Here is a 25,758-nt window from a genome sequence, read left to right on the forward strand (position 1 = left end):
GAGACACCCGCAATGGTCAAACACGGCCGACAGCCTGCCAAGGCTCTTAAAAAAGTCTATCTCGTCATGCCCTGGGTGGAGACTTTACCGCCCACGGCCCCCACTCTACCAGGGGTCCTGTTGGTCATGCCCGTCCTTCGTAGCTGTAACTCCACCTGCACCTGTACTCGCGCCCGGGTAAATTCTTCGTTCCAATGATCCTGGACCTGGTGCCAGTAACGGGGGTTGCTCCGGTGCAGGATCTCGCCGAAACCGAAGATATCCGTCTGGAACTCCTGCTGGGCTTTACGCAGGGCGAGAAGAACGCGTTCCTCGATGGCCTTGTTGACGGCCTCCTGGAGAGAGAGCAACTGTTCCTGGTTATCGGGATTAAAGTTACCCGTCACCTCTATCAAGTCTCCTTGACCACGGATCCCCACCATAAAGGTAACCTGCTGGCCCTGAACCTGGGCCTTGGTTTTGGCGCTAACGCGGTGAAAGACGACGGAAACCTGAGCCGGCGCGGAGAGGGTGGTTTGCGCCAGGGGCAGATCCCGGTTACCCCCCTTCTCCGCGCCGGGGGTCTGTCCCTGACCGGGACTGCCTCCCTTACCCGTGGTTGAACTTAGGCCACCAGCCGTACCCTGCCCCGTTCCCGTGGCTCCGGCGGGCAGGGGTACCGTAACAACCCCCTCCGTTACCTCTCCCCGCAGCCACATCAGCCCGTTAGCCTCCTTTTCGTCGAGCCAGCCAGCCAGGCGGTCGTAACGGAAGGCGCCGGCGCCTTTAATTACCACAGCCTCGGGTTGTGTTTTCCCTTTCCCTCCTCCTTCGTTGCCGCCTCCTTTAGCGTCCCGACCCTCGCCGCCTGTTTCCTTGCTCTCCTGCTCCGGTGTCGGCGTCATAACCACCTCCGGCAGGGCCGGGTTGTCTCCGGGCGCCTCCCACATAGCCAGGAGGTCCTTTAACTCCACTTTAAACGTGGTGCGATTACGCAAGATCCCCGTCAGGATGGTACCGGGATTCAGCTCGATCCCCGGCGGCAGGTCCAGCACCTTACGCGCTTCGCCCTTGGTGATTAAAATAGGCGTTGTCAGGCGCATCTGGCGATCACGGAGGAAGAGGTCTAAGTAATTGAGGCCGCGCCGGGCCAGGTCCTCGCCTATAATTATCACCCTGTTCTGGGCCCAAAAGAGGCGCCGCGGCACCTGTCCTTCCAGGCGCCTGGTCGCCTGGGCAAAGTCGCTACCAACGGCGCTGACGACCTCGCCCGCTTTTTTGGGTTCACCGCCACCACCGCCGCCCATGGAGGGGCCGCCGCCTACGGCCCTGGGGATAACTACAAAGGTAGTCAGGCGTACCTGGCCCCCGGGAGCACTATCCAGGGCTACCGCCATGATAATAGCCAGTTCCTCAATCTCATGCCGGCTCCAACAACCAGATAGGGTGGGCAGGCCCAGGATCAGCAAGACAGCAGCCAGTACCCGCCGGCACCAGATCATCAAGCGCCAGTCCTCCTTTGCCCTCGCACCCAGGCTACCAGCAGCAACAGCAGGGGTAGAATAAATTGCCAGGTCAAGGTCCAACCAGGTTCTACCATCAATAAATCCTGCCGGATCTCGCTGATGTTTCTATACATAAATGCTGCTAGAGCCGTATTTAAGGCCCCTAGGGGCGCCACCAGGGGCCGGTACTCTTTCAGACCGGTAACAGTAGCCAGGCCCAGGGCGACCACATAGAAGTTCAAGGTTATTTTAATAAAGACACCGGCGACCCAGATAGCCAGGAAAAGGACCTCTATCCTCTCCAAAAACTGGCCCAGGGAGACAACCCTGGCCAGGTTATAACCGGCAAAGGTCAGGCTGCTGGCTTCGCAGGCACCAAAGACGAGGATTACGCCCATAGTAACTAGACCGAGGAAAAAGGCGATCCCCACCAGACCGCTAATGAGGCTCCACCCCAGGGACCGGGGTGGGTTGACGAAGGCACCATAAGTGGCCAGGATAATCACCTGGCCCAGGAAGGGCCAGGTGATTAGGGTTCCTCCCAGGACCGGCCGGATGCCGTTTTCTAGAAAAGGAAAGATATTCCTTAAAGACATTTCCGGAGTCGAAAAGAGAAGGATCACAAAAATAAAAGCGACCAGCAGGGGCATGATAAAATCTGTGCAGCGGGCGATAACCTCCAGGCCGTTGCGGGCGGCATAAATAGCCACGGCGACAATACTGAAGGCAAAGAATAAACACGGCGTCTCCGGCATTACCGCGGTCGTTAGAAACTCGCTGAACTCCCGGATGACCACGGCGTTGAGTAAGAAAAAACCCAGGACAAACACCATGGCCACCATTTTGCCGGCCAAGCGTCCTAAAATCAACTCGCAGTATTGAAACAGGGTATAATGGGGAAAGCGCTGGGCCAGCAGGTAAATACCCAGTGCCGGCACTCCGGCGGCCATTGTAGCCAGGATAACCGCCAACCAGGCGTCCTGACGGGCACGTAAAGCCAGAAGGGCCGGCAAAAAGAGGATGGCCGTGGGCAGGATGGCAAACCATAGCAGAACGCTTGCCTGGCGGGGGCTGATATAACCCTCTTCCCGCAATTAAGACTCGCCCCTTTCAGGCGCAGGATTAGAACTGGCCGGCGGCGTAGGCTTCAGACCTGCCCCCTGGCGGACGGGGTCGCGGTAGCCGATTTGGCTGGGCCGGGAGTTCATGGCCCAGCGGGGCACCCGGACCACGACATCTTTAAAGTCACTAAAATTCCAGGGTGCCACCGGCGCCAGGTAGGGTACGCCGAAGGAGCGCAAGGTATTGAGGTGTACAAGGATGGCCAGCAGGCCGAGCATGATACCGTAAAAGCCAAGGGTTCCCGCCAGGATAAGCATGATGAAACGGAGCAGGCGCAAAGTAATGGCCATGGAGTAAGAGGGTGTGGCAAAGGAGCTGATCCCCGTCATAGCCACGACAATGACCATGGCCGGGGAAACCAGGCTAGCGCTGACTGCCGCCTCGCCGATGACCAAGGCGCCGACAATGCTCACCGCCTGGCCCACCGGACGCGGCAGGCGCACGCCGGCCTCCCGCAGGAGTTCAAAGGTCAGCTCTATCAACAGGGCCTCCACCAAGGCAGGGAAGGGAATCCCTTCTCGCTGGGAAGCCACCTTCACCAGCAGGTTAGTAGGCAGCATCTCCTGGTGAAAGGTAGTGACGGCCACGTACACAGCCGGCAGTAAGAGGGCGATATTCAGGGCTACGAATCGGGCTAAACGTAAGAAACTGGAAAGATAATAGCGTTCATAGTAATCCTCGCTGGCCTGAAGGAACTGGACAAAAACGGTGGGCACAATGAGGGCGAAGGGCGTGCCGTCAATAAGGATGCCCACCCGCCCCTCCAACAGGGCGGCAGCCACTTTGTCCGGTCGCTCCGTGTGGTCGATCTGGGGAAAAGGGGAATCCGGGTTGTCTTCGATCAGTTCCTCAATATAGGCGCTCTCCAGGACGCCGTCAATTTGAATGCGCTCCAGGCGCCGGCGCACCTCCCGCACCACCGCCGGGTCAGCCAGGTCCTCTATGTAAGTAATGACAATGTTGGTCATGGTGTAGCGACCCAGGCAGACAGTCTCCATCTTCAGGGACGGGGTTTTCAGGCGCCGGCGGATAAGGGAGGTGTTGGTGCGCAGGCTCTCGATAAAACTCTCCCTGGGGCCACGAACTACGCTTTCGGTAATGGGTTCTTCGACGGCACGGTGCTCCCAGGCCCTGGTGCTCAAGGCCAGGCCCTTGTTAAACCCGTCTAGGATCAAGACTGTATCACCGTTGAGGACGTGCTTAACCAAACTCCCCATGTTGTCAACCACGGCCACGTCCGTCATAGGCATGACCATCTCCATAACCGCCGTCAGGTCCCGGGTTCTTTCCGCCAGGGAGCGGGCCAGTTCCGCAGGTGCCTGCTGCAGAGTCCGCACCAGAGTGTCCTCGATCAGCTTTTTATCAGCCAGGCCGTCGATATAAAAAAGGGCTACCTTGACGGCCTGGCCCAGGTAAAAATCGCGACGGACCACATCGCTGCACTTGGCGAATATATTTTGTAGCTGCTCCAGGTTGAGCTTGAGCTCGGCCGTAAGCCGGTACTCTTCCAGGGGCGGGTAAGGCGCCGTGTGTTTATTCCCGCTGCCAGGCTGGCCCTGTTTATCTTTATTGTTATCTTGCTTGCCCTGTTGGGTCGGCTTTTGCCGGCGGCGGAAAAGGGCCGCCCGCAGGGGTCTACGGTAAGGACCGGGCAAAGTTTCTCCCTCCTGTACGCGGGATAACAGTAGTAAACCCGAAGTCAGTTCTTTTCATATAAGTTATCCTTGGCCGGGAGAGGAGAAATTATGCGCCCGGGGAAGAGCAGGGGGGCTCGAAAATGACTTTTCGTAAAAGCCCCTTTCGCTTTCTGCCGAAAGGGGCTTTTATCTTAAATTTAAATTATTTAAGTTGCCTCCAAGGCCCAACGGCCGATATCCCGGCGGTAGTGCATTCCCTGGAAGTGGATGGCCCTGATACTGTCATAAACGCGGTCCAAAGCGGCCCGTAAATCTTTACCCCGGGCGGTTACACACACCACCCGGCCCCCGGACGTTACGACCTGGCCGTCCACCAGGGCGGTGCCGGCGTGGAAGACTTCCACCCCCGGTGCCACTGCCTCCAATCCCGTAATAAAATCACCCTTGGCGTACGGGCCCGGATAACCGCCCGCCGCCAGGACCACCCCGGCGGCGGCACCGGGGTACCAGGCGATCCTCGTTTCCGCCAGCTCACCGTTGACGGCAGCTAGCATCAGCTCCACCAGGTCGCTTGCCAAAAGGAGCATCAGGGGCTGGGTTTCCGGGTCGCCGAAGCGACAGTTGAACTCCAGGACTTTGGGACCTTCCCGGGTAAGCATCAGCCCGGCGTAAAGGACGCCCCGGTAGGGGTGCCCGGCTGCGGCCATGGTCCGGATAACCGGCCGGAGAACCCTTTCTTCCACCTGGGCGGCAATCTCCGGGGTATAGAAGGGCACCGGCGCGTAGGCGCCCATGCCGCCGGTATTGGGGCCGGTATCCCCTTCCCCCACCCGCTTATGGTCCTGGGAAGGGAGGAGGGGAATAGCTGTTTTCCCATCGCACAGGGCCAGGATGCTGACTTCTTCCCCTTCCAGGCGTTCTTCGAGGATTACCCTCCGGCCGGCGGGACCAAATTTGCCTCCAAACATATCCCGGACCGCTGCTCGGGCCGTAGCCGCGTCCGGGGCCACCACCACGCCCTTGCCGGCTGCCAGGCCGTCGGCCTTGACCACCACCGGTCCGGGGTGTTCCTCCAGGTAGGCCAGGGCCGGACCGGGCTCCGTAAAGGTAGCGTGGGCAGCCGTGGGGATGCCTGCTTCCTGCATCAACTCTTTGGCGAAAATCTTGCTTCCTTCCAGCCGGGCCGCTCCCCGGGAGGGGCCAAAGATTGGCAGGCCGGCCGCCTGGAAGGCGTCGACGATACCGGCCACCAGGGGGGCCTCGGGACCGACGACGGTGAGATCTATGGCAGCCCGACGGGCGAAGTCCAGCAGGCCGGTAATATCATCGGCAGCAATGGGCACACAGTAGGCCAGGCCGGCGATGCCGGCGTTGCCCGGGGCGCAGTAGATTTCCGTAACCCTGGGACTCCGGGCAATCTTCCAGACCAGGGCGTGTTCCCGGCCGCCGCCGCCAACTACCAGGATACGCATCTTCCAGTGCCCTCCTTTAATGCCGGAAGTGGCGGATGCCGGTGAAAACCATGGCTATACCCGCGGCATCGGCAGCCCTGATCGACTCCTCGTCGCGGATAGAGCCGCCGGGCTGGATGATGGCTGTGATCCCGGCCCCGGCCGCCAGTTCCACGGTGTCGCCGAAGGGGAAGAAGGCGTCGGAAGCCAGAACGGCGCCTTTAGCCCGGGCCCCGGCCTGCTCCAGGGCGATGCGAGCCGCCCCCACCCGGTTCATCTGGCCGGCGCCGATACCCAGGGTGACGCCGTCCCTGGCCACCACGATGGCGTTGGACTTGACGTGTTTGACTACCTGCCAGGCGAAGAGCAGGTCGGCCATCTCTTTGGCTTCAGGTTTACGGGCGGTTACCATCTTGAGGCTCTCCGGCTCGAGGACATGGTAGTCCGGCTCCTGGACCAGGAAGCCGCCGCTGACGGGCCTTATCTGGTATTCCCGGGTACGGCAACCCGCCCTCTCACCCGCGGCCAGAAGGCGCAGGTTGGATTTGCTTTTCAGGATCGCCATGGCTTCCGGGGTAAAAGACGGGGCGATGACTGCTTCCAGGAATATCTCCGTCATGGCCCCGGCCATTTCGCCGTCCACCGGCCGGTTGCAGGCGACGATGCCGCCAAAGGCGGAAACGGGGTCGGCAGCGTAAGCCAGGCGGTAGGCCGCAGCCGGGGTACTTGCCCGGGCGACCCCGCAGGGGTTGGTATGTTTGATGATCGCCACCACCGGTTCTTTGAAGTCACAGGCCAGGTTCCAGGCGGCGTCCAGGTCCATGAGGTTATTATATGAAAGCTCCTTGCCCTGGAGCTGCCGGGCCCCGGCCAGGGTGCCGGGGGGTGGGGCGGGCAAGCGGTAGAAAGCGGCCCCCTGGTGGGGGTTCTCGCCGTAGCGCAGGTCCTGGACCTTTTCACCGCTTAAGACGAAGCTGGCCGGGAAGGGTTCTTCATTGCGCATGAGGCGCTGGAAATAGGCCGCAATGGCCGCGTCGTAGGCGGCGGTATGGGCGAAGGCCGCCGCCGCCAGGCGGCGCCTGGTCTCCGGGCTCAAGCTTCCTTTCTCCCTCAGTTCCGTTAACACCTCATTGTAACTGGCCGGGTCGACGATAATACCCACCCTCTCGTGGTTCTTGGCCGCCGCCCTGACCATGGCCGGGCCGCCGATGTCGATGTTTTCAATGGCCTCCGCCGGCGTCACTCCGGGCCGGGCGATAGTTTCCCGGAAGGGGTAGAGGTTGACCACCACCAGGTCGATGGGCTGGATGCCCTGCTCCTGGAGCTGGGCCAGGTGTTCGGGGGTCGGCCGGGCCAGGATGCCGCCGTGGATCTTCGGGTGCAGGGTCTTGACCCGGCCGTCAAGGATCTCGGGAAAGCCGGTGACGGCTGCCACTTCGGTCACAGGCAGGCCGGCTGCGATTAAGGTGCGGGCCGTGCCGCCGGTGGAAAGGAGTTCCCAGCCCAGTTCCACCAGGCCGCGGGCCAGTTCCACCAGACCGGTTTTGTCGGAGACGCTGATTAGAGCCCTTTTAGACATATGTTTTAAACCTGCCTCCCTTTCAATTGCTGAAACATCCCTAACTCTACCATGCCACTAAAGGTTCCCCTCAAGCGCTGGTTGCGCCCAATTCCAAGGCCTTCGCTCCGCAGGCCTTGGGCCGGATAAAATCGACGCACCACCATGGCGTAACATCAAATTTTCCTGTTCGATGGTAGAGCGGCTCCTTCAAATTCTTACTATTACCCGCCGGCCCCGGAGTTCTACCCGGCCTTCGGCCAACCACTTGATCACCCGGGGGTAGAGGCGATGCTCCTCCGCCAGGATGCGGGCGGCCAGGGTTTCCGGGGTATCATCGTTCCGGACCGGTACTACGGCCTGGGCGATGATGGGGCCGGTGTCCATGCCGGCGTCGACAAAGTGGACGGTGCAGCCGGAAAACTTGACGCCGTACTCCAGGGCCTGACGCTGGGCGTTAAGCCCCGGGAAAGCAGGCAACAGGGCCGGGTGGATGTTGATGACCGCTCCCGGGAACTGTTCCAGAAACTCCCGGCCCAGGAGGCGCATAAAACCGGCCAGGGCTACCAGTTCCACCCCCTCTTTTTTCAGGGCCGTCGCCAGGGCCAGGTCATAGGCCTGCCGTGAAGGATATTCCCCGGGCGCGAGGCAGAAGGCTTTCAACCCCCGTTCCCGGGCCAGCTCCAGGGCGCGGGCCTCCGGCCGGTCGCTTATGACCGCCTGGATGCGGGCCGGCACCTCCCCAGCCTCTATAGCAGCGGCAATGGCCTCCATGTTGCTGCCGCGGCCGGAAACCAGAATGCCAATGGGTAAAGTTGACGCAACCATGAGCCCTTCCTCCCCCTTATTGCAAACCGGGCACAAATTCCACTTCCCGCCGGCCGGGAATAACCTCACCAACGACAAAAACCTTCTCGCCTGCGGCCTCCAACCGGGACTTTACCCTGCCGGCGTCGCTTTCCTCAACCACCACCAGCATCCCCAGACCCATATTGAAGGTGCGGTACATTTCTTCCTCAGGCACCCTGCCGGTAGCCTGGATGAGCCGGAAAGCGGGCGGCACCGGCCAGCTGCGCCGATCCAGGCGCAGGCTGCAACCCGGCGGCAGGATGCGCGGCGGGTTCTCAATCAGCCCACCGCCGGTGATGTGGGCCAGGCCCTTTATAAGTCCTTCTTTCAGCAAGGGTAAAATACTGGCCACATAAATCCGCGTCGGTTCCAGGAGTTCTTCTCCCAGGGTTCGGCCCAGTTCCGGCAGTTTCCGTTCCAGGGTATAACCGGCTTCCACCAACAAAACCCGCCGGGCCAGGGAAAAGCCATTGGAATGCAGGCCACTGGATGCCAGTCCCAGGACTACCTGCCCGGGCCGGATGCGGCTACCGTCCAAAAGCTCCTCCCGTTCCACAACACCGACGGCAAATCCGGCCAGGTCGTATTCATCCTCCCGGTAAAAGCCGGGCATCTCGGCCGTCTCGCCGCCGATGAGGGCGCAACCAGCCCGGCGGCACCCTTCGGCCACCCCGGCGACAATCCGGGCCACCCTTTCCGGCACCATTTTGCCCACGGCCAGGTAGTCCAGGAAAAAGAGGGGTTCGGCCCCCTGGACCAGGATGTCGTTGACGCACATGGCCACGGCGTCGATGCCGATGGTGTCGTGCCGGTCCAGGCTAAAGGCTATCTTCAGCTTCGTCCCCACCCCGTCGGTCCCGGCCACCAGCACCGGCTGCCGGTAACGCCCCGCCTCCAGGGCAAAGAGGCCGCCGAAGCCACCCAGGTCCCCCAGCACCCCCGGCCGGAAGGTCCGGCGGACATGCTCTTTCATTAATTCGACGGCGCGGTTGCCGGCGGCGATATCCACGCCGGCGGCAGCATAGGTGAAGCCTTCCCCAGCTACCATAATGTCCCCCTCCGAAAATAACTCTATCGCCGGTTGGCATTGTCTCCCTCGCTTCCGACAAATGCCAACCAGGCATTTTCATGCCCTCGTTGGTGGCGGCGTGCCGCCATGAGCGGCTCTTCAGTAAAGTTAGTCCTGCAAACCAAAAGCCAGCCTGTTAAACCTTGACCCCTACCCTTCCAGGCTGTACTTGGTAGCCTCCTCCGGGGAAGGGATGGGGATGGGGTAGCGGCCGGTGAAGCAGGCGGCGCAGAAGTCTTCCATCCCCCTCTGCACGGAACGAAACAACCCTTCCAGGCTGAGGTAGTGGAGACTGTCGGCATCCACATGGCGGCGGATGTCCTCCAGGGGATACCGGGCGGCAATGAGCTCTCCCCGGGCGCTGGTATCAATGCCGTAGTAACAGGGATACAGGACCGGCGGCGAGGCCACCAGCAGGTGCACCTCCCGGACCCCGGCCTGGCGCAGCATGGCTACTATCCTCCGGCTGGTGGTTCCCCGGACCAGGGAGTCATCAATTATAATAACCCTTTTATCCTTTAAGATGGGCTTGATAGGGTTGAGCTTCAAGCGCACCCCCAGGTCCCGCATCTCCTGGGTGGGCTGGATGAAGGTCCGGCCGACGTAGCGGTTTTTCATCAACCCCTCCACAAAGGGCAGGCCGGCCACCTCGGCATAGCCGGCGGCGGCGGCAATACCGGAGTCGGGTACCGGAATGACGGCGTCGGCCGCCACCCGGTATTCCCGGGCTAGATTCCGGCCCAGTTCCCGCCGCACCAGGTTGACGGTCTCGCCGTCCAGGATGCTATCCGGCCGGGCAAAGTAGACATATTCAAAAATGCAGTGGGCCCGGTGGGCCGCCCGGGGTCCCTGGAGGGAACGCACCCCCCGGCTGTCGATAATGACAATCTCCCCGGGTTCCAGATCGCGGACAAAATCGGCCCCCAGGGTATCCAGGGCGCAGGACTCCGAGGCCAGGATCCAGGCCCCATCCATCCTGCCCAGGCACAGGGGCCGGACACCATGGGGATCACGGACGCCGATGAGTTGTTCCTCGGTCATGACCACCAGGGAATAAGCACCGCGAAGCTCTTCCTGGCAATGGAGCAAGGCTGCTTCGACGGGCTCCTGGCTGTGGCGGGCGATAAGGTTAACGATGATTTCACTATCGGTGGAGGACTGGAAGATAGACCCGCTGGCTCCAAGCTCCCGCCGCAGCTCGCTGGCGTTGGTCAGGTTACCGTTATGGGCGATGGCCACCATGCCCCTGAGGTAGCGGAAGACCAGGGGCTGGGCGTTGACCAGGGAACTGGCACCAGTGGTGGAGTAACGCACGTGGCCGATGGCCACGTCACCATGTAAAGCCCGAAGGTTGTCCCGGTTAAAGACCTCCGCCACCAGCCCCATACCCTTGTGGACGGCGATATGGCGGCCGTTGGCCACGGCGATACCAGCGCTCTCCTGGCCGCGGTGCTGGAGGGCAAAGAGTCCGTAGTAGGCCAGCCGGGCCACGTCCTGGCCCGGAGCGTAGATGCCAAAGACACCGCACTCCTCGTGCCAGGATGACATCCTTACCGGGCCATCAGCACCGGTATGCTCTCCCGCCATTGTTTCCCCATCTCCTCAAGGCTTAGATTGAACAATGTCCTGCCGTTTATCCTTACCACCAGGCTGTGGCCCCCGCACCGGCCAATGACCGATGCCCGCACGCCCTTTTCTCGGGCCAGATCCAGCACCCTGTCCCTGGCCTCAGGTGCTACCGCCAGCAGTATCCTGGACTGGCTCTCACTGAAGAGGAGAAAATCGGGCCGCAGGTCGCTCGCCAGTTCCACCTCCGCCCCCAGGCCTCCGGCCAGGGCGCTTTCTGCCAGGGCCACGGCCAGACCCCCTTCGGCGCAGTCATGGGCTGCTGTTGCTAGCCCGGCGGCGATAACCTCCCGGACCAGGGCCTGGACGGCCTTTTCCCGCTCCAGGTCCAGGGCAGGCGGTTCTCCGGCCACCAGGCCATGGAATGTGGCCAGGTACTCGCTGCCGCCTATCTCCGGGTAAGTCTCGCCCATAAGGATCAACAGGTCGCCTTCCCGGCGGAAACCAATGCCACAGCGTTTTTCTATATCCGGCAGCAGGCCGACCATGCCCACCACCGGGGTGGGGTAGATAGCTCCGCTTTCGGTTTCGTTATAAAAGCTGACGTTACCGCCGGTTACCGGGGTCCGCAAAACCTCACAGGCCCGGCTCATGCCGCTCACGGCCTGATAGAACTGCCAGGCCACCTCGGGCTTTTCGGGATTACCGAAGTTCAGGCAATCGGTGATGGCCAGGGGCCGCGCCCCCACACAGGCGAGGTTCCGGGCCGCCTCGGCAACGGCGATGGCCCCGCCCCGCTCCGGGTCCAGGTAACAGTAGCGACCATTGCCGTCCACCGTCAGGGCCAGGCCTTTGCTCGTGCCTTTAACCCTTAAGATCGCGGCGTCTCCCCCGGGCCCGGCCACCGTATCCGTCCGGACCATATAATCATACTGGCGGTAAACCCACTCTTTACTGGCCAGGTTCGGCGCCGCCAGCAGCCCCAGGAGCACCCGGCCGTAATCCTCCGGTTCCGGCAGGCGGCTTAAGTCCCTTTGCCGTACTTCATCCAGGTAGGCCGGCCGGCGGCGTTCCCGTTCATAGACCGGGCACTGGTCCGTCAGGGCCTTGGCCGGCACCTCGGCCACCACCCGGCCGTTCTCCATGATGCGCATCAGGCCGTCGCCCGTTACCCGGCCGATGATTACCGCTTCCAGGCCCCAGCGCCGGCAGATGGCCCGGATCCTCTCTTCAGCGCCTTTTTTGGGTACCAAGAGCATCCGTTCCTGGGATTCCGACAGCATGACCTCGTAGGGGGTCATACCTTCTTCCCGCCGCGGCACCAGGGCGATGTCAATCTCCATGCCGGTGCCGGCCCGGGCCGCCATCTCGCAGGAGGAGCTGGTAATACCGGCGGCGCCCATATCCTGCATGCCGATGATTAAATCTTCATTTATTATTTCCAGGCAGGCTTCGATGAGGAGCTTTTCCCGGAAGGGGTCGCCTACCTGGACGGAGGGCCGTCGCTCCTCGGAAGCCTCGCTCAATTCCTCGGAGGCGAAGGTGGCCCCGTGGATGCCGTCGCGGCCGGTGCGAGCACCTATTAGCATGACGGCGTTGCCCACTCCGGCAGCCGTACCCCGGCGGATATTCTTTTGCTCGATTAAGCCCACGGCCATGACGTTGACCAGGGGGTTACAGGCATACGAGGGTTCAAAATAAACCTCCCCGGCCACCGTGGGCAGGCCCAGGCAGTTGCCGTAAAAGGCGATGCCGCCCACCACCCCGCCCATGAGGTACCGGGTGCGGGAGTCGTCCAGGGGTCCGAAACGTAAGGAATTGAGGACGGCAATGGGCCGCGCCCCCATGGCAAAGATGTCGCGGACGATGCCCCCCACCCCGGTGGCCGCCCCCTGGAAGGGTTCTATGGCCGAGGGATGGTTGTGGCTTTCGATTTTAAAGACCACGGCCTGGCCGTCACCGATGTCCACGATGCCGGCGTTCTCCCCCGGGCCCTGGAGGACCCAGGGGGCCTTCGTCGGGAACAGCTTCAGTACCGAACGGGAGCTTTTATAGCCGCAGTGCTCTGACCACATAACGGCAAACATGCCCAGTTCGACGTAGTTGGGTTCCCGGCCCAGGATGGCCTTAACTTTCTCAAATTCTGCATCAGTGAGGCCCATTCTCCGGTAGATTTCAGGCTCCAAGGCGCTCTCCCCTCTCCCACCAGTCAACAATGGACGCCAGCAGTTCCCGGCCGTCGCTACCACCCAGGATCCCTTCGGCACAACGTTCCGGATGGGGCATCATTCCCAGAACGTTGCCTTCCCGGTTGATGATGCCGGCGATATTGCCCACCGAACCATTGGGATTGGCCGCCGGCGTCACCTCACCGTCCGGGGAGCAGTAGCGAAAGATAATTTGCCGGTTGGCTTCCAGTTGGGCCAGGGTGGCTGCGTCGGCGTAGTAATTGCCTTCACCATGGGCGATGGGGATACGGACGACCTGCCCCTCCCGGAAGCGATTGGTAAAGGGTGTAGCGTTATTATCCACTTTTAAACAGGTCCACTGGCAGCGAAACTGGAGGCAGGCGTTACGCATCATGGCACCCGGTAGGAGGCCGGCCTCCAGGAGGATCTGGAAACCGTTGCAGATACCCAGGACCAGACCCCCGGAGCGAGCGAAATCAATGACTGCCGGCATAATGGGGGCAAAGCGGGCAATGGCCCCGGCCCGCAGGTAGTCGCCGTAGGAGAAGCCGCCGGGCAGGATCAGGCAGTCGTAGCCGGAAACGCTGGTGTCGCCGTGCCATAGATAGTCAACGTTCTGGCCCAGGACGCTACCCAGGGCGTAGTGGACGTCCTGGTCGCAGTTGGAGCCGGGAAAGACGATAACGCCGAATTTCATAGCTGTTCCTCCATAAATTTTCAGGGTTCTTGGAGAGGGCAGGGTCCCTCATGAGGGATCCTGCAAAAATATCACCATTCCGTTCACCGCTGCGATGCTTTCGTGGCGTCCCTCATGAGCGGCCCCTCTGTGGAAACGCCGGCAACATCTTCGAGGGAATAGCGATACTCCTCGATTACCGGATTAGCCAGGAGGCGCCGGCACATCTCCTCTACCAGCCGCCCGGCCTCTTCCCGGTCGTCCAGGTTCAGCATGATTTCGAGGTATTTACCAACGCGCACTGCGGCGACGCCACCATAGCCCATGGCCTTGAGGCCCTTACCTACGGCCTCGCCCTGGGGATCAAGGACACCTGGCTTTAAGGTAACGTGAATCTTGGCCAGTAACATAGATGACGCTCCTTTGAAAATAGGTTCTACCCTCCGCCTGTATCTGCCAGCCCCTTGCCTCAGCCTACACTTTCAAGGTTCAGGCACAATCTCTCCACCCGGCGCAGAACTTCCTCGTAGGCGTCTTCTACCCCGCCCAGGTCGCGGCGGAAGCGGTCCTTGTCCAGCTTTTCTCCGCTGGTGCTGTCCCAGAAGCGGCAGGTGTCGGGGGAGATCTCGTCCGCCAAAAGGACCTGGCCGTGGTGCAGGCCAAACTCCAGCTTAAAGTCCACCAGGACCAAGTTGGCCGGTTTTAAAAATTCCGTCAGCAATTCGTTTACCTTCCACGCGTAACCTTCCATTGCTTCTACCTGGTCGCCGGCGGCCAGTTCCAGGGCGGCGATGTGGTAGTTGTTAATCATTGGGTCGTGGAGCTCGTCGGATTTGTAGTAAAACTCCAGGACCGGTCGTTTGAGGGGCTCGCCCTCAGCCAGGCCCAGGCGTTTAGCCAGGCTGCCGGCGGCAATGTTGCGGGCGACCACTTCCACCGGGATAATGTCTACCGCTCGGACCAGCATCTCCCGGGGGCCGGTCTGCTCGATAAAGTGGGTGGGGATACCCCGGCCGGCCAGCATTTGAAAGAACAGGGCCGATAGCCGGGTGTTAATCTCTCCTTTGCGGGCTATGGTGCCCTTTTTCAAGCCGTCAAAAGCGGTGGCCTCGTCCTTGAATTCCACCAGGTAATGGTCGGGGTCGTCCGTCCGGTAAACCCGTTTGGCTTTACCTTCATACAGTAGTTCGCCTTTAACAGGCATGTCATCCCTCTCCTTTGAAATAATCTATACCAAATAAGGAAATTATTGGTCGGCTTCCTGGAGGCGGGAGGGTAAGTCTCCGCCCTCCGGTTGGTTCTCGGCTAGCAAACTTTGGTGCTGGAGCCTTGCTTGGCGGCGGGGGTGAGCTTTCGGCTTCGCGGAAGTATCAGATGTTTTAAACCGAGTCGACCTTCGACTGTAACCCCCAGCCCCTTGCATCGGTCCGGACGTTGTCCGCCCGCCGCTACTCCAAACCGGCGCGGCGGAAGATATAATCTACGTGGCGCAGGTGGTAGTCGTAATCAAAGAGGGCCTCTACTTCCTTCGGATCCAGGCGAGACATGATATCCTGGTCCTTAAGGACCAGTTCTTTAAATGGCTGGCGGGTCTGCCAGGCCTTGAGGGCGTTGCGCTGCACCCAGGCGTAGGCCGTTTCCCGCAGGACGCCCTTATTCACCAGGGCCAGGAGGACCCGCTGGGAAAAGACCAGGCCGTGGGTGGCCTCGAGATTCCGGCGCATGTTCTCCGGGTAGACGTTAAGGCCGGCGATAATCCCGGTAAACTTTACCAGCATATAGTCCAGCAGGATGGTGCTGTCGGGGATAATCACCCGCTCAACGGAGGAATGGGTGAGATCCCGCTCGTGCCAGAGGGCGATGTCCTCCATGGCGGCCAGGGCGTTGCCCCGCAACACTCGCGAAAGGCCGGCCACCCGTTCCGATATAATGGGGTTTCGTTTGTGGGGCATAGCCGAAGACCCTTTTTGACCTTTAGCGAAGGGCTCCTCCACCTCCAGGATGTCGGTGCGCTGGAGGTTGCGGATCTCTGTGGCCATTTTCTCCAGGGAGCTGCCGATGATGGCCAGGGTGGCCAGGAACTGGGCGTGACGGTCCCGTTGGATTATCTGGGTGGAGACGCTGGCGGGCTTGAGCCCCAGGCGACGGCAGACGTGCTCCTCCACCCGGGGGTTGATATTGGCGAAAGTACCCACGGCGCCGGAGATTTTGCCGACGCTGATCATCTCTTTAGCCTGTTCCAGCCGGATGAGGTGCCGATCAACCTCCATAACCCACAGGGCCATCTTGAGGCCAAAAGTGGTGGGCTCGGCGTGGACGCCGTGGGTGCGGCCGATCATCAAAGTATATTTATGCTCCATGGCCTTTTTCACCAGTTCGGCCCGCAGATCCCGGAGGCGCTTAAGGAGCAGGTCGGCGGCGTCCCGCATCTGTACGGCCAGGGCCGTATCCAGGACGTCTGAGGATGTCATACCAAGATGAATATACTTGGAGGCATCACCGACCTTCTCCGCAACGGCAGTGAGGAAAGCCAGGACGTCATGGCGGGTGGTGGCTTCAATTTCATTGATCCGGTCAATGTCGAAATCGGCCCTGGCCTTGATCTCTTCCAGGGCGGCCGGCGGAATCCGGCCGAGCTCCGCCCAGGCCTCGCAGGCATAGATCTCAATGGCCAGCCAGGTGCGGAACTTGTGCTCCGGTTCCCAAATTTTACCCATTTCCGGCAGGGTATAGCGCTCGATCATTTTTTCTCCTCCCCCAGATAACCTTCAATACCCAGTTGCGCCAGCCGGGCATCTTTGACCGCCACTTCCTGGGCCAGTTCCTGCTTATAGGCCGCCAGCCGCTCCTGAAGGGCGTCATTGTGGACGGCCAGGATCTGGGCCGCGAGTATGGCGGCGTTGGTTGCGCCGTCAATGGCCACCGTGGCCACCGGGATGCCCCGGGGCATCTGGACCATGGCATAGAGGGAATCGACGCCGCCCAGGGCCGCCGTGCGGATGGGGACGCCGATTACCGGTAGGGTGGTGACTGCGGCCAGGACGCCGGCCAGGTGGGCCGCGCCCCCGGCGCCGGCGATAATGACTTTGAGCCCCCGGCCGGCAGCATTGCGGGCGTAATCCAGGGCGGCGTCCGGGGAACGGTGGGCCGAGAGGATTCTTACTTCATAAGGAATCTGGAAACGGTCCAGCATGGCCGCTGCCCGGGCCATAATTGGCAGGTCGGAGTCGCTGCCCATAACAATACCAACATGTGCCAGGTTCATCAAATTTCTTCTCCTTCCCTATATTTTAGCATCTATTTGATCAGCCCCCTCTATCCTTTTTGCTACCACCCTGTATTTAAATATAATTTAACTCTCACCGCCGGTTCCTTTCCGCTTTCTCTCCGCTTCCAATCCGATTTCTGGACATAAAGATCATAAAGCACAGTTTAAATCCCTCTCACCAGCCGGCAAACTAAAGAACCCAGGCCGGGGTAGGTCACGCAACACTGAAACCTACCCGCCTGGGTTTTTATCCCTCCGGTGTAGCACAAAAGTGCCTGTACCACTCGGACCTAGCCGCGAAATAACCTTCGCGCGGAACCCTGAGGTACACTTTCAGGCTGTAGCCAGGGCAATTTACGGTTGCCCGGTAGAAACTTGGGAGCCCTATTCCCCCAATTATACAGGCCATTGCCATATTTATTTTTCGCCCCCATAATAGCAAAAGGGGCAACAACTGTCAATATAAAAGCCATAAGAAAGCGATGGCTTGATCCATCGCTTTCTTATAGAAAGTTAGATGTCGGGAGAAATGATAGTGGGAGCTGCCCTATGTTGTTTAAAACCTTCTATATGGCAGCCATTTACCATTAAAGGTGAATTCCGCCCTTTCGGCCCCATGTTCTTCAACCTTTTTGAGATCCAGCTTCATATCTATGGCGCTCATAATTCCATCCCCAAACATCTCGTGGGCCACATCTTTAATTACCGGCCCGTAAAGCATTACGACCTCATAAAACCGGTAGACAAAAGGATCCGTCGGGGGCCATGGCTGAACATTCCTCAACGCTTTCAGGGACAAAAGACCGTCCGGCAGGCTTAGGTCGTCTGTGAAAAAGCATCACATCACCATTTTCAGCCAGCAGCTTCCCCTTATAGCTGGTAGCTACTGTAGGACTTTCCTCCGCCGGTAAAAATTACGCTGGTGAAACTAATACTTTTTTAATCTTTCACCGCCGCTTTTATGTTTTAATATTTATATGGGACAATCCCGGTCCCGATTCTTCCCTATTATCCTCAGGAGGTGCTTTGATGTTCCGACGCATTAAGTTCAAGTTTCTTTTTCTGGCCGGCGCCCTGGCAATTATCGTAGCCTTTCCCATGGCGGCCTGGGCCTTAAATTACCAGGTTCAACCCGGCGATACCCTGTGGTATATCGCCCAGCGCTTCGGTACCAGCATCACCGACTTGAAGGCCGGCAATAATCTTAGTAGCGATGTTATTTATCCCGGCCAAAATCTCACCATTCCCGGCGGCGCCTCTCCTCAAGCCCCTGATTATACGAGCCTGCAGCAGCAGATCCAGAACTATTTGGCGGACAAGCCCGGGACCTATGGTATCTACTTTAAAGACCTGGCCTCCGGCCAGTCCTTCGGCATCAATGCTGACACTCCCCTGCCGGCAGCGAGCACGGTGAAACTACCGGCCGTCCTCTTCATCAATAGCCTGGTGGACCAGGGTGTCCTGGACTGGCAGCAAAAGCTGACTTACAACAGTGCCACTGATTACCAGGGCGGTAGCGGCATCCTGCAGTTCAGCGTCAAGGACGGGGATCAATTCACCCTGCGTACCTTGACGACCCTGGCCATTACCGCCAGCGACAACATTGCTTATAATATGCTGCGCAATTTCGTAGGCAAAGGGAGCATCGCCAATTATATGCAAAGCCTTGGTGGCCAGACAGTCTTCCCGGGCGGGCAAAACCTGAGTACCGCCCGGGATATGGCTATCTATGTCCAGGCAGCTTTGAACTCTGCCAATACCAGCGCCAACGGCCGCCGGCTGCTGGACGATATGGCCAACGGTATTTATAACGAAGGTATACCCTTAAAAATACCCGCCGGTGTTACTGTAGCCCACAAGGAGGGCTTCGTCTGGGGCAGCCCCGGTGACGTCGGCGTGGTCTTCGGTTCCCGGCCTTTCATTATCACTGTCCTTTCCCAGAATGTCCCCGACCCTGACCAGGGTTTCGCCAATATCGCTACGATCACCCGGATGATCTATGACTACCAGGAAAACCTGGCCGGCAAATAAACAAGCAGCGGAGTTGTTTATCGGTGCCGGTTGGTAAAAGGAAAGAGGCTCCCGGCGACGCCTGCAGGCGACGCCAGGGGCCTCTTTCCAGTTAAACACCTATAGCGGCGCCATGCCTTTATTAGCGCCGGCGACTGGGGTTAGCAGGGTGAAATCGGGGCTCTCCGCCATCTAAATCCCTCGCCCTACCTCATAACCCTCCCAGATGGCCGCCAGGATATTCCGGGGCTCCCGGGAGTCGCCGATGAGGTACAGGTTGGGGATTTTATCCCGCAAGGCGTTATAGAGCCGCTGATCGGCGGCAAAGCCCACAGCCAGGATAACGGTATCGGCCGGCAGGGGGCTGCGCTGGTAGGTTTTACCGATGAGGGTCACCCCGTCGTCGGTTACCTCCAGGACGCTGGTCTCAGTCAGCCATTTGACGCCGTTCATTTTTAGCAAATCCAGGAGCATCATCCGGTTCATATAGGGAACGGGGATGCCGGCCCGCATCAGGTCATCCAGGATCTCAATGATGGTGACGTCCTTGCCCTGCTGGGCGAGCCAGAGGGCCGTTTCACACCCGGCCAGCCCGCCGCCGATAATAACAACCCTGTCCCCGGCCTGCTTTTTACCCAGGAGGAGGTCGGAAACCGTTGTCACCTTATCTTTATTCACGCCCGGTATATCGGGAATGGCCGGCGTGGAACCGGTGGCCACGACGACTACATCAGGGTTTTTCTCCTCTACGAACTCCGGCGTTACCTCCTGGTTCAGGTGGATCTCCACCTGTAGCTCGCCGAGTTCAGTCTTGTACCACTCCAGCAGGCGTCCGTCATCAGCCTTGAAATCCGGTACCGCAGCCTCGACGACATGGCCCCCCAGGCGGTCGCTTTTCTCGTAAAGGCTTACCCTGTGCCCCCGCAAGGCGGCCACCCGGGCCGCCTCCATACCGGCCACTCCGCCGCCGATAACCATGACCTGTTTGGCTTCCGGCGCCCGGTCGATGGCGTACTCCTCTTCCCGGCCGCAGGCCGGGTTCACCGTACAGGAAAGGGGCCGGCCCAGGAAGCCCCGTCCCAGGCAACCGTCGTGGCAACCGATGCAGGGCCGGATATTCTTGCTCCTCCCGGTCATGACCTTGTTAACCCAATAAGGGTCCGTGAGAAGGCCGCGGCCGATGGCGATCATATCGGCCTGGCCCTTGACCAGGGCCTCTTCTGCCAGCTCCGGTATCTCCAGCCTGCCGGCCACGATCACCGGTACCTTCACCACTTCCTTTAACCTCTGAGTGAGGGGCAAGTAGCAGCCATGCTTCTGGTAAACCGGCGGGTGGGCCCAGTACCAGGCATCGTAGGAGCCGGCATCGGCATCAAAGCCGTCATAACCCGCTCCTTCAAGGATCTTTGCTGCCGCCAGGGCTTCTTCCACGTCCCGGCCCTTTTCCTGGAAGTTCTCACCGGGCAAACCGCCCTGGCGCCAGTCCTTGATGTAGTTCTTGATACTGAAACGCAACACCACGGGAAAATCTTTGCCCACTCTGTCTTTAATAGCGCGGACGATTTCAATGGGAAAGGTCAGCCTGTCCTCTAAAGCGCCGCCGTATTTATCCCCCCTCCTGTTAAACAGGGCGATAGTGAACTGGTCGAGGAGGTAGCCTTCGTGCATGGCATGGATCTCCACCCCGTCAAAGCCGGCTTCCACAGCGATCTCCGCCGCTTCACTTGCCCGCTGGACCAGGGTCTCGACCTCCGCCGTGGTCAACTCCCGGCAGGTTATGGATGGATCCCAGAAGTTAGGGAGGGCTGACGGCGCCACAGGATGGCTTTCTAGGAGAATGGGCGCTGCCACCCGGCCGAAGCCCATACCTAACTGTAAAAAAATCTTAGTACCATAGGCATGAACCCGCTCCGTCAATTCACCCGCCGTGGCGATAAAGTGCAGGGGGTTCGCCGTGGCCACCGGCACCGCACCGGCTTTGAACCTCTCGATTTCGTTATCGACTTTGGTGACGCTGGTGATGATCAGCCCGGTGCCGCCTTTAGCCCTCTCCACGTAGTAGTCAACCACTCGCTTGGAGAAACAGCCGTCCTGGGTGGCCAGGCCCAGGACACCCATGGGGGCCATGGCAATCTTGTTCTTAATCTCCACCTTGCCGATCTTTATCGGCTCAAAAAGTCTGGTATAGGCTACCACCACAGTTAACCTCCCGTTTTTCCTGGTATTAGGTATTTACTAAATTTATTGTGCACCAATACCAGCCAATTATTAGTACCCTTATATTTTTATTCCCGCAGCTCCCTGTCCCAGCGCAGGCCCCGGTAAGCGGGATGGCACAGGCGCCCGTCCGGAGGCTGCTTCAGGCAGTCCACGGTACAGAGCGGGCCATACCCCCCTCCAGGCCCTGCCCGACACAGGCGGCAAAAAAGTTGGGACTGTTGCCTCACCTATGACGGTTCAACGACACATATAACAAAGTTTTATTTTACAGATTACACATGCGAATATATAATAGCATTGGCGGTGCAGACAGGCAAAGCCGTACCACATTTTGGTTTGGGAGGAGATATTGTGAACAAACCTGTAAAGCTGGCTATTATTTCTACAGGCATTGCCATCAATATTATTGGCAGTATGGTATCTTCCACGGTTAAACTCCCGATTTTTCTGGACAGCGTCGGCACTATGCTTGCGGCGGTGCTCCTGGGTCCCTGGCCGGGGGCTTTGACCGGGCTTCTTGGCAATATTATCCAGGGTGTATTAACTGATCCGGCAAGCATACCTTTTGGTGTTGTCAATGCAGTCATCGGTCTAGTTGTAGGCTACCTGTCGCTAAAACGCGGCTTTGAAGATTATGTTACCCCTTTGCTGGCCGGATTGATCCTGGCAATACTTTGCCCGGTGGTAGGCACGCCCATCGCGGTGTACCTTTTCGGAGGTGTTACCGGTGGCGGTGTGGATATTTTGTATGCTATTTTTCTAAAAAAAGAAATGGGAATATTTACATCTGCTTTTCTGGCCCGTATTCCAGCGAACCTTGTCGATAAACTTTTGAGCGCTTATATGGTCATGCTGGTAATACGTAAGTTTCCTCCCGCCATGAAAATGAAAAGGGCTAGTGTTTAACTTCAGATAAGGATAGTGAATCGACCTAATATGACAATCAGGGTTGAGACACGCGCGATAATGGCAATTATCGCGCTTTTGGCAGTTACTATAATCCCCACCTGGAAGCAACTGGCTGCCAATCTCGTCGCCCTTTTGATTTTTGCTACGTTTACCGGTGTTTTTAAAGAGGTAGTAAAGCGCCTATGGCCATGTGCCTCTTTGTTGGCGGCAATGCTTATAATTCATAGTCTCTTTAATCCTGCCAACCAGCATTACTGGTGGGTGTTCGACCTGGAGGGGACAGTATATGCCCTGAGGTTGGCATTGCGTTTATTGTGTATTTTAATTATTTTGCATTACCTAATCTCTACTACCCCGCCTTTTGAGTTCGTAAAATTGTTCAACAAAATTCATCCGGATCTGGGAATGATAGTCAGCATGTTCCTTGCAATAATGCCCGCTTTGCAGAAACAGTTTATTACCACTCTGGAAATTCAGGAAGTGCGGGGGTTGATTAAGACCAATTCGCTCCCGGCGCGGCTAAGGGCTTACCTGGCAGTTTTGGTCCCAATAGTCATCCACTCTATTAATCATGCGTATAGCCTGGCCCAGCTTCTATATCTGCGCGGTTACAGCGGGCGCCACATCGGGCTGGCCCGGGAGCCGGCTAAACGAAGCGAAAAGGTGGCCATCGGGCTGTCCGCCGTATACCTGCTGGCCAATGTGCTTGTGGCATACAGGTGGTATTAGATGAAAGAGGCAGGCATCCAAGTTGAGTCTTTGAGCCTTTTTTATCCCGGGAACCCCAGACCGGCTTTGCAAGGTGTCAATTTAACCGTATATCAGGGGGAGATAGCCTTTTTAGTTGGCGGCAATTTAAGCGGCAAGACCTCCCTCCTGCGGTGCCTTGCTGGTTTAATTCCCGGAGTGCTGCCCGGTAAATGGCGGGGCCGGATCCTGGTGGCCAACAAAAGCCTGAACGCGGAGGGCAACGAGCGTGCGCCTGCAGGCGTGATCCTCCAGAATTCCGATTTATATCTCTTGCCTCGGGTATACGACGAATTGGCGCTCCCTTTGGTAAATTCCGGGTTGACATCCCGGGAGGTCGAAAAGAGGATCGTACTCCTGGCGGAAGAACTAGGAATATGTCATCTACTGAACAGGCAGATGAGCAGCCTGTCCGGAGGCGAGCGTCAAAAGGTGGCTTTTGCCGCCGCCATTGCGGTTGATTATCCAGTTATACTGTGCGATGAGCCTTTTGAACAGGCGGATGCGGAAGCGGCTGAGGCGATGCTTTCCCTTTTAAGAAGGAAAGCAGCTTCAGGGGGTACGGTTCTCATTGCAACTCGCTATTTTGAGTATGCCCGTTATTTTGCTGACCGGATCATACTAATCAGGGACGGGGCCGTGATTGCGCAGGACAGGTCCGGCAATGCTGAAAAAATCGCTGGAATGGTGCCGGAGTGTCGAATCAGCTGGCGGCAGCGATCTCAGGCTCCTATTTTGACCGTCTCCGGTTCCAGGGAGCTCTTTTTTGAAGGCGTCACGCATCTTTTTGACAGCGGGCATGGTATCAAAAATGTTTCTTTAGAAGTCTGTAAGGGCGAAGTAGTGGCAATTATGGGCCCCAACGGGTCGGGCAAAACTACTCTGCTCAAGCATACGGTCGGCCTTTTAAGACCCCAGGAGGGGCGGGTTTGGTTGCGCGAGACAGAAACCTCGCGGCTACCCGTAGGCCTGCTGGCTCAGAAAATCGGCATGTTATTTCAAAATCCCGACGACCAGATATTTAATGAAAGAGTGGACCGCGAAATAGCCTGTAGCTTAAGGGCGCGTGGCGCACGGTGGAATGAAGCTCTCAAGGAAGCAGCCCATTGGCTTGCCAAAATTGGGCAGGCCCAAATAGCCGCTAGCCACCCGCATTCCTTACCTTATTCGCTGCGGCAAATAGTATCCTTAGTGTCGGTTTTGATCAACCGGCCAGAGATAATAGTGCTTGATGAACCCTTCAAATCCCTGGACTATCGGAATGTAGAAATACTCATGTCAATTATACTTGAGCTACGGCAAGAAAAGGACAACCCCATAATCCTAGTGGCTCATGATCCAACTGTAACCCTGCTTTACGCCAATCGAGTAGCTTTCTTTGATCATGGCGAAATAGTTCTGCAGGGGGTCCCGCAAGATATTTTCTTTTCTACCCAGTTCCGGAATTTAAGCTTGAGCAGACACCCGTTTATAAGGGGGCTCCTAAATAACAATAACCACTAACCATAGTAAATAATAAGGGAATGGCTTTCTTTTTATCACTTGCAGCAACCTTCTCATGACATCCTGGCTTAGACTGGAGGTGATGAAAATTAGGCGTAGCCGCAAAATAGCTTTGGTGAGCCATTGTATCCTCAACACCAACGCCAAAATCGAGGGAACAGCTAGCTATCCTGCCGCGCTGCAGCAGGTTGTCGGGCTTCTCCTCGCCCACCATTATGGGATTATCCAGCTCCCCTGCCCGGAGCTGAGGGCAATGGGACTGAGAAGGTGGGGGCAGGTAGTCGAACAATATGCAAACCCCTTTTTTACCGAAGCTGTCCGCTCTATGCTGGTTCCTACCCTGAGGGAGATCCAGGAATATGTCCGCAACGGGTACAGGGTGGACCTCCTTATAGGTATTGACAAGAGCCCGTCTTGCGGGGTGAATTTGACCTGCTCGGGGGACTGAGGAGGTGAAATAGGAATAAAGAAGCTTACTGAAAGCATGGTGGTTAAAGGTGAAGGGGTAATGATTAGGGTTCTGCGCCAGGAGATGGAAAAACTGGGCATACCCCTTACAATGGTAGGTGTGGATGAAGATAACCTTGATTTATCAATCGAAGCAATAAAACAGGCTATGCTGAGGGCGGGATCTTAAAACCCTTGCCCGGCCCGCAGTCCTCGATATGGGCCAGGGCTCACCTCCTGCCCGGGCTTTACCTGTAGTATCTCAGCCCGGCAGCAGGCAATCGCCGGTGTGAGCCAGTTCCATGGCTGCCAGCACCGTGCTCAAAATAAAAATCCGGCCCCCGGGCCGTTATACGAAGTCTGTACCAGGATAAATTTAGAAGATACTTTCTACCTGTACCTCAAAGCCAACTATCACCCGCGACTTAACCGTCCCCTGCTGCTCTGCTTCCTGATCGAGGACAAATTTTCCTTCCTGCCGGCAAAAAACCTGCACTGATTTATGTTGGGGATCGACAATCCAATATTCCCTGACGCCTTTCTTTTCATAGACCTTGTACTTGCTGCGCAGGTCGTAATAACCCGTACTGGGGGAGAGTATCTCCGCCACCAGGTCCGGGGCGCCGTTGATACGTTTTTCATCTATAATAGGTAGCTTTTCGTTAGAAATAAAAATTATGTCCGGTTGATAGGTTTCCGTATCGTCTAGGTAGACGTCCAAGGGAGCATGCAACACAATGCCCAGCCCTTTGTCCAGGACAAAGCCCGCCATTTTTAATTCCAACTTCATGGATACCATTTGGTGATAGGGTGTAGGCGAAGGTGTCATTACCAGTTCCCCCCCGATAAGCTGATAGGGTGACCCCTCCGGGAGGCGGCAATAGTCTTCATAAGTATACCGTTCTCGACCCACCGCTAGTTCTGCCAGACTAACTCCCATTTTCCTACACCTCCGTTCCCTTGGTTCTGCTTTTTACCGGCAGTTTTTTCTTTATTCTATCTCACTAGCGTTGCATAAAGAAAATATTAACATGTCAATGGCAATAACGCCCT

23 protein-coding genes and 1 riboswitch are annotated in these 25,758 nt (G+C 58.2%); of the genes, 6 read left to right on the plus strand and 17 right to left on the minus strand.

Features of this window, described 5'->3' with window-relative positions; translation table 11 throughout:
• Positions 1–56: 56 nt before the first annotated feature.
• From MOTHE_RS10080 to cynS, 15 genes are all read right to left on the minus strand, one after another.
• Entirely contained in the window at positions 57–1,481 is a 1,425-nt protein-coding gene (locus MOTHE_RS10080) for a Ger(x)C family spore germination protein (RefSeq protein ID WP_053095060.1), read from the minus strand.
• A complete protein-coding gene (locus tag MOTHE_RS10085) occupies positions 1,481–2,578 on the minus strand; it encodes a GerAB/ArcD/ProY family transporter (RefSeq protein ID WP_011393537.1) in 1,098 nt (365 codons plus the stop codon). Before MOTHE_RS10085 ends, MOTHE_RS10080 begins: the two co-directional genes overlap by 1 nt.
• Positions 2,579–4,261 (minus strand): spore germination protein, encoded by a 1,683-nt coding sequence (locus tag MOTHE_RS10090; protein ID WP_011393538.1) that lies wholly within the window; start codon positions 4,259–4,261, stop codon positions 2,579–2,581.
• A 188-nt stretch (positions 4,262–4,449) separates the two neighbouring features.
• Complete coding sequence (purD, locus tag MOTHE_RS10095) at positions 4,450–5,715, minus strand: phosphoribosylamine--glycine ligase (RefSeq protein ID WP_053095063.1); 1,266 nt, start codon at positions 5,713–5,715, stop codon at positions 4,450–4,452.
• 16 nt (positions 5,716–5,731) lie between these two features.
• The gene (gene purH, locus MOTHE_RS10100; protein ID WP_053095064.1) at positions 5,732–7,273 is read right to left on the minus strand and encodes a bifunctional phosphoribosylaminoimidazolecarboxamide formyltransferase/IMP cyclohydrolase; all 1,542 of its coding nucleotides are present in this window, start codon (positions 7,271–7,273) and stop codon (positions 5,732–5,734) included.
• Positions 7,274–7,462: 189 nt separating this feature from the next.
• The gene (purN, locus tag MOTHE_RS10105; RefSeq protein ID WP_011393541.1) at positions 7,463–8,080 is read right to left on the minus strand and encodes a phosphoribosylglycinamide formyltransferase; all 618 of its coding nucleotides are present in this window, start codon (positions 8,078–8,080) and stop codon (positions 7,463–7,465) included.
• A 16-nt stretch (positions 8,081–8,096) separates the two neighbouring features.
• Complete coding sequence (purM, locus tag MOTHE_RS10110) at positions 8,097–9,149, minus strand: phosphoribosylformylglycinamidine cyclo-ligase (protein ID WP_011393542.1); 1,053 nt, start codon at positions 9,147–9,149, stop codon at positions 8,097–8,099.
• A 171-nt stretch (positions 9,150–9,320) separates the two neighbouring features.
• Positions 9,321–10,757, minus strand: coding sequence for an amidophosphoribosyltransferase (purF, locus tag MOTHE_RS10115; protein ID WP_162490084.1), 1,437 nt, complete (start codon positions 10,755–10,757; stop codon positions 9,321–9,323).
• Positions 10,721–12,922, minus strand: coding sequence for a phosphoribosylformylglycinamidine synthase subunit PurL (purL, locus tag MOTHE_RS10120; protein WP_011393544.1), 2,202 nt, complete (start codon positions 12,920–12,922; stop codon positions 10,721–10,723). The genes purF and purL overlap by 37 nt, the downstream gene beginning before the upstream one ends.
• Positions 12,912–13,622 carry a phosphoribosylformylglycinamidine synthase subunit PurQ gene (purQ, locus tag MOTHE_RS10125; RefSeq protein WP_011393545.1) on the minus strand — a complete coding sequence of 237 codons (711 nt, stop codon included), beginning with the start codon at positions 13,620–13,622 and terminating at the stop codon, positions 12,912–12,914. Before purQ ends, purL begins: the two co-directional genes overlap by 11 nt.
• Positions 13,623–13,705: 83 nt before the next feature.
• Positions 13,706–14,011 carry a phosphoribosylformylglycinamidine synthase subunit PurS gene (purS, locus tag MOTHE_RS10130; RefSeq protein ID WP_011393546.1) on the minus strand — a complete coding sequence of 102 codons (306 nt, stop codon included), beginning with the start codon at positions 14,009–14,011 and terminating at the stop codon, positions 13,706–13,708.
• Positions 14,012–14,070: 59 nt separating this feature from the next.
• A complete protein-coding gene (gene purC / locus MOTHE_RS10135; RefSeq protein ID WP_011393547.1) occupies positions 14,071–14,805 on the minus strand; it encodes a phosphoribosylaminoimidazolesuccinocarboxamide synthase in 735 nt (244 codons plus the stop codon).
• Positions 14,806–15,049: 244 nt separating this feature from the next.
• The gene (gene purB, locus MOTHE_RS10140; RefSeq protein ID WP_011393548.1) at positions 15,050–16,345 is read right to left on the minus strand and encodes an adenylosuccinate lyase; all 1,296 of its coding nucleotides are present in this window, start codon (positions 16,343–16,345) and stop codon (positions 15,050–15,052) included.
• Positions 16,342–16,866, minus strand: coding sequence for a 5-(carboxyamino)imidazole ribonucleotide mutase (gene purE / locus MOTHE_RS10145; RefSeq protein WP_011393549.1), 525 nt, complete (start codon positions 16,864–16,866; stop codon positions 16,342–16,344). Before purE ends, purB begins: the two co-directional genes overlap by 4 nt.
• 324 nt (positions 16,867–17,190) lie before the next feature.
• Positions 17,191–17,293, minus strand: a riboswitch (purine riboswitch).
• Between the two features lie 132 nt (positions 17,294–17,425).
• The gene (gene cynS, locus MOTHE_RS10150; RefSeq protein ID WP_011393550.1) at positions 17,426–17,668 is read right to left on the minus strand and encodes a cyanase; all 243 of its coding nucleotides are present in this window, start codon (positions 17,666–17,668) and stop codon (positions 17,426–17,428) included.
• Between the two features lie 230 nt (positions 17,669–17,898).
• On the opposite strand from cynS, the gene MOTHE_RS10155 reads away from it, so the two are divergent.
• Positions 17,899–18,900, plus strand: coding sequence for a serine hydrolase (locus MOTHE_RS10155; protein WP_011393551.1), 1,002 nt, complete (start codon positions 17,899–17,901; stop codon positions 18,898–18,900).
• Positions 18,901–19,071: 171 nt separating this feature from the next.
• On the opposite strand, the gene MOTHE_RS10160 is transcribed toward MOTHE_RS10155, so the two are convergent.
• Positions 19,072–21,078, minus strand: a complete 2,007-nt coding sequence (locus tag MOTHE_RS10160) for an oxidoreductase (protein ID WP_011393552.1) — start codon at positions 21,076–21,078, stop codon at positions 19,072–19,074.
• A 324-nt stretch (positions 21,079–21,402) separates the two neighbouring features.
• On the opposite strand from MOTHE_RS10160, the gene MOTHE_RS10165 reads away from it, so the two are divergent.
• From MOTHE_RS10165 to MOTHE_RS13515, 5 genes are all read left to right on the plus strand, one after another.
• Entirely contained in the window at positions 21,403–22,005 is a 603-nt protein-coding gene (locus MOTHE_RS10165) for a CD3073 family putative ECF transporter S component (protein WP_236683316.1), read from the plus strand.
• 30 nt (positions 22,006–22,035) lie between these two features.
• On the plus strand, positions 22,036–22,737 hold the full coding sequence (locus tag MOTHE_RS10170) for an energy-coupling factor transporter transmembrane component T family protein (RefSeq protein ID WP_011393554.1): 702 nt from the start codon (positions 22,036–22,038) through the stop codon (positions 22,735–22,737).
• A complete protein-coding gene (locus MOTHE_RS10175; RefSeq protein ID WP_011393555.1) occupies positions 22,738–24,258 on the plus strand; it encodes an ABC transporter ATP-binding protein in 1,521 nt (506 codons plus the stop codon).
• A gap of 82 nt (positions 24,259–24,340) precedes the next feature.
• The gene (locus MOTHE_RS13510; protein WP_053095066.1) at positions 24,341–24,706 is read left to right on the plus strand and encodes a CD3072 family TudS-related putative desulfidase; all 366 of its coding nucleotides are present in this window, start codon (positions 24,341–24,343) and stop codon (positions 24,704–24,706) included.
• Between the two features lie 36 nt (positions 24,707–24,742).
• Positions 24,743–24,895 carry a hypothetical protein gene (locus tag MOTHE_RS13515; RefSeq protein WP_162490087.1) on the plus strand — a complete coding sequence of 51 codons (153 nt, stop codon included), beginning with the start codon at positions 24,743–24,745 and terminating at the stop codon, positions 24,893–24,895.
• Positions 24,896–25,081: 186 nt separating this feature from the next.
• Here MOTHE_RS13515 and MOTHE_RS10185 read toward each other — a convergent pair whose 3' ends face one another.
• Positions 25,082–25,645 (minus strand): Uma2 family endonuclease, encoded by a 564-nt coding sequence (locus MOTHE_RS10185; protein ID WP_011393557.1) that lies wholly within the window; start codon positions 25,643–25,645, stop codon positions 25,082–25,084.
• Positions 25,646–25,758 lie beyond the last annotated feature (113 nt).

This window comes from Moorella thermoacetica, from assembly GCF_001267405.1.
Classification (GTDB): domain Bacteria; phylum Bacillota; class DSM-521; order Neomoorellales; family Neomoorellaceae; genus Neomoorella; species Neomoorella thermoacetica.

Bases quoted from the DNA above. Each gene is read 5' to 3' on its own strand.
- MOTHE_RS10080 (WP_053095060.1), bottom strand. From the start codon at position 1,481: ATGATCTGGTGCCGGCGGGTACTGGCTGCTGTCTTGCTGATCCTGGGC.
- purD (WP_053095063.1), bottom strand. From the start codon at position 5,715: ATGCGTATCCTGGTAGTTGGCGGCGGCGGCCGGGAACACGCCCTGGTC.
- purH (WP_053095064.1), bottom strand. From the start codon at position 7,273: ATGTCTAAAAGGGCTCTAATCAGCGTCTCCGACAAAACCGGTCTGGTG.
- purN (WP_011393541.1), bottom strand. From the start codon at position 8,080: ATGGTTGCGTCAACTTTACCCATTGGCATTCTGGTTTCCGGCCGCGGC.
- purM (WP_011393542.1), bottom strand. From the start codon at position 9,149: ATGGTAGCTGGGGAAGGCTTCACCTATGCTGCCGCCGGCGTGGATATC.
- purF (WP_162490084.1), bottom strand. From the start codon at position 10,757: ATGGCGGGAGAGCATACCGGTGCTGATGGCCCGGTAAGGATGTCATCC.
- purQ (WP_011393545.1), bottom strand. From the start codon at position 13,622: ATGAAATTCGGCGTTATCGTCTTTCCCGGCTCCAACTGCGACCAGGAC.
- purS (WP_011393546.1), bottom strand. From the start codon at position 14,011: ATGTTACTGGCCAAGATTCACGTTACCTTAAAGCCAGGTGTCCTTGAT.
- purC (WP_011393547.1), bottom strand. From the start codon at position 14,805: ATGCCTGTTAAAGGCGAACTACTGTATGAAGGTAAAGCCAAACGGGTT.
- purB (WP_011393548.1), bottom strand. From the start codon at position 16,345: ATGATCGAGCGCTATACCCTGCCGGAAATGGGTAAAATTTGGGAACCG.
- purE (WP_011393549.1), bottom strand. From the start codon at position 16,866: ATGAACCTGGCACATGTTGGTATTGTTATGGGCAGCGACTCCGACCTG.
- MOTHE_RS10155 (WP_011393551.1), top strand. From the start codon at position 17,899: ATGTTCCGACGCATTAAGTTCAAGTTTCTTTTTCTGGCCGGCGCCCTG.
- MOTHE_RS10170 (WP_011393554.1), top strand. From the start codon at position 22,036: ATGACAATCAGGGTTGAGACACGCGCGATAATGGCAATTATCGCGCTT.
- MOTHE_RS10175 (WP_011393555.1), top strand. From the start codon at position 22,738: ATGAAAGAGGCAGGCATCCAAGTTGAGTCTTTGAGCCTTTTTTATCCC.
- MOTHE_RS13510 (WP_053095066.1), top strand. From the start codon at position 24,341: ATGAAAATTAGGCGTAGCCGCAAAATAGCTTTGGTGAGCCATTGTATC.
- MOTHE_RS13515 (WP_162490087.1), top strand. From the start codon at position 24,743: ATGGTGGTTAAAGGTGAAGGGGTAATGATTAGGGTTCTGCGCCAGGAG.
- MOTHE_RS10185 (WP_011393557.1), bottom strand. From the start codon at position 25,645: ATGGGAGTTAGTCTGGCAGAACTAGCGGTGGGTCGAGAACGGTATACT.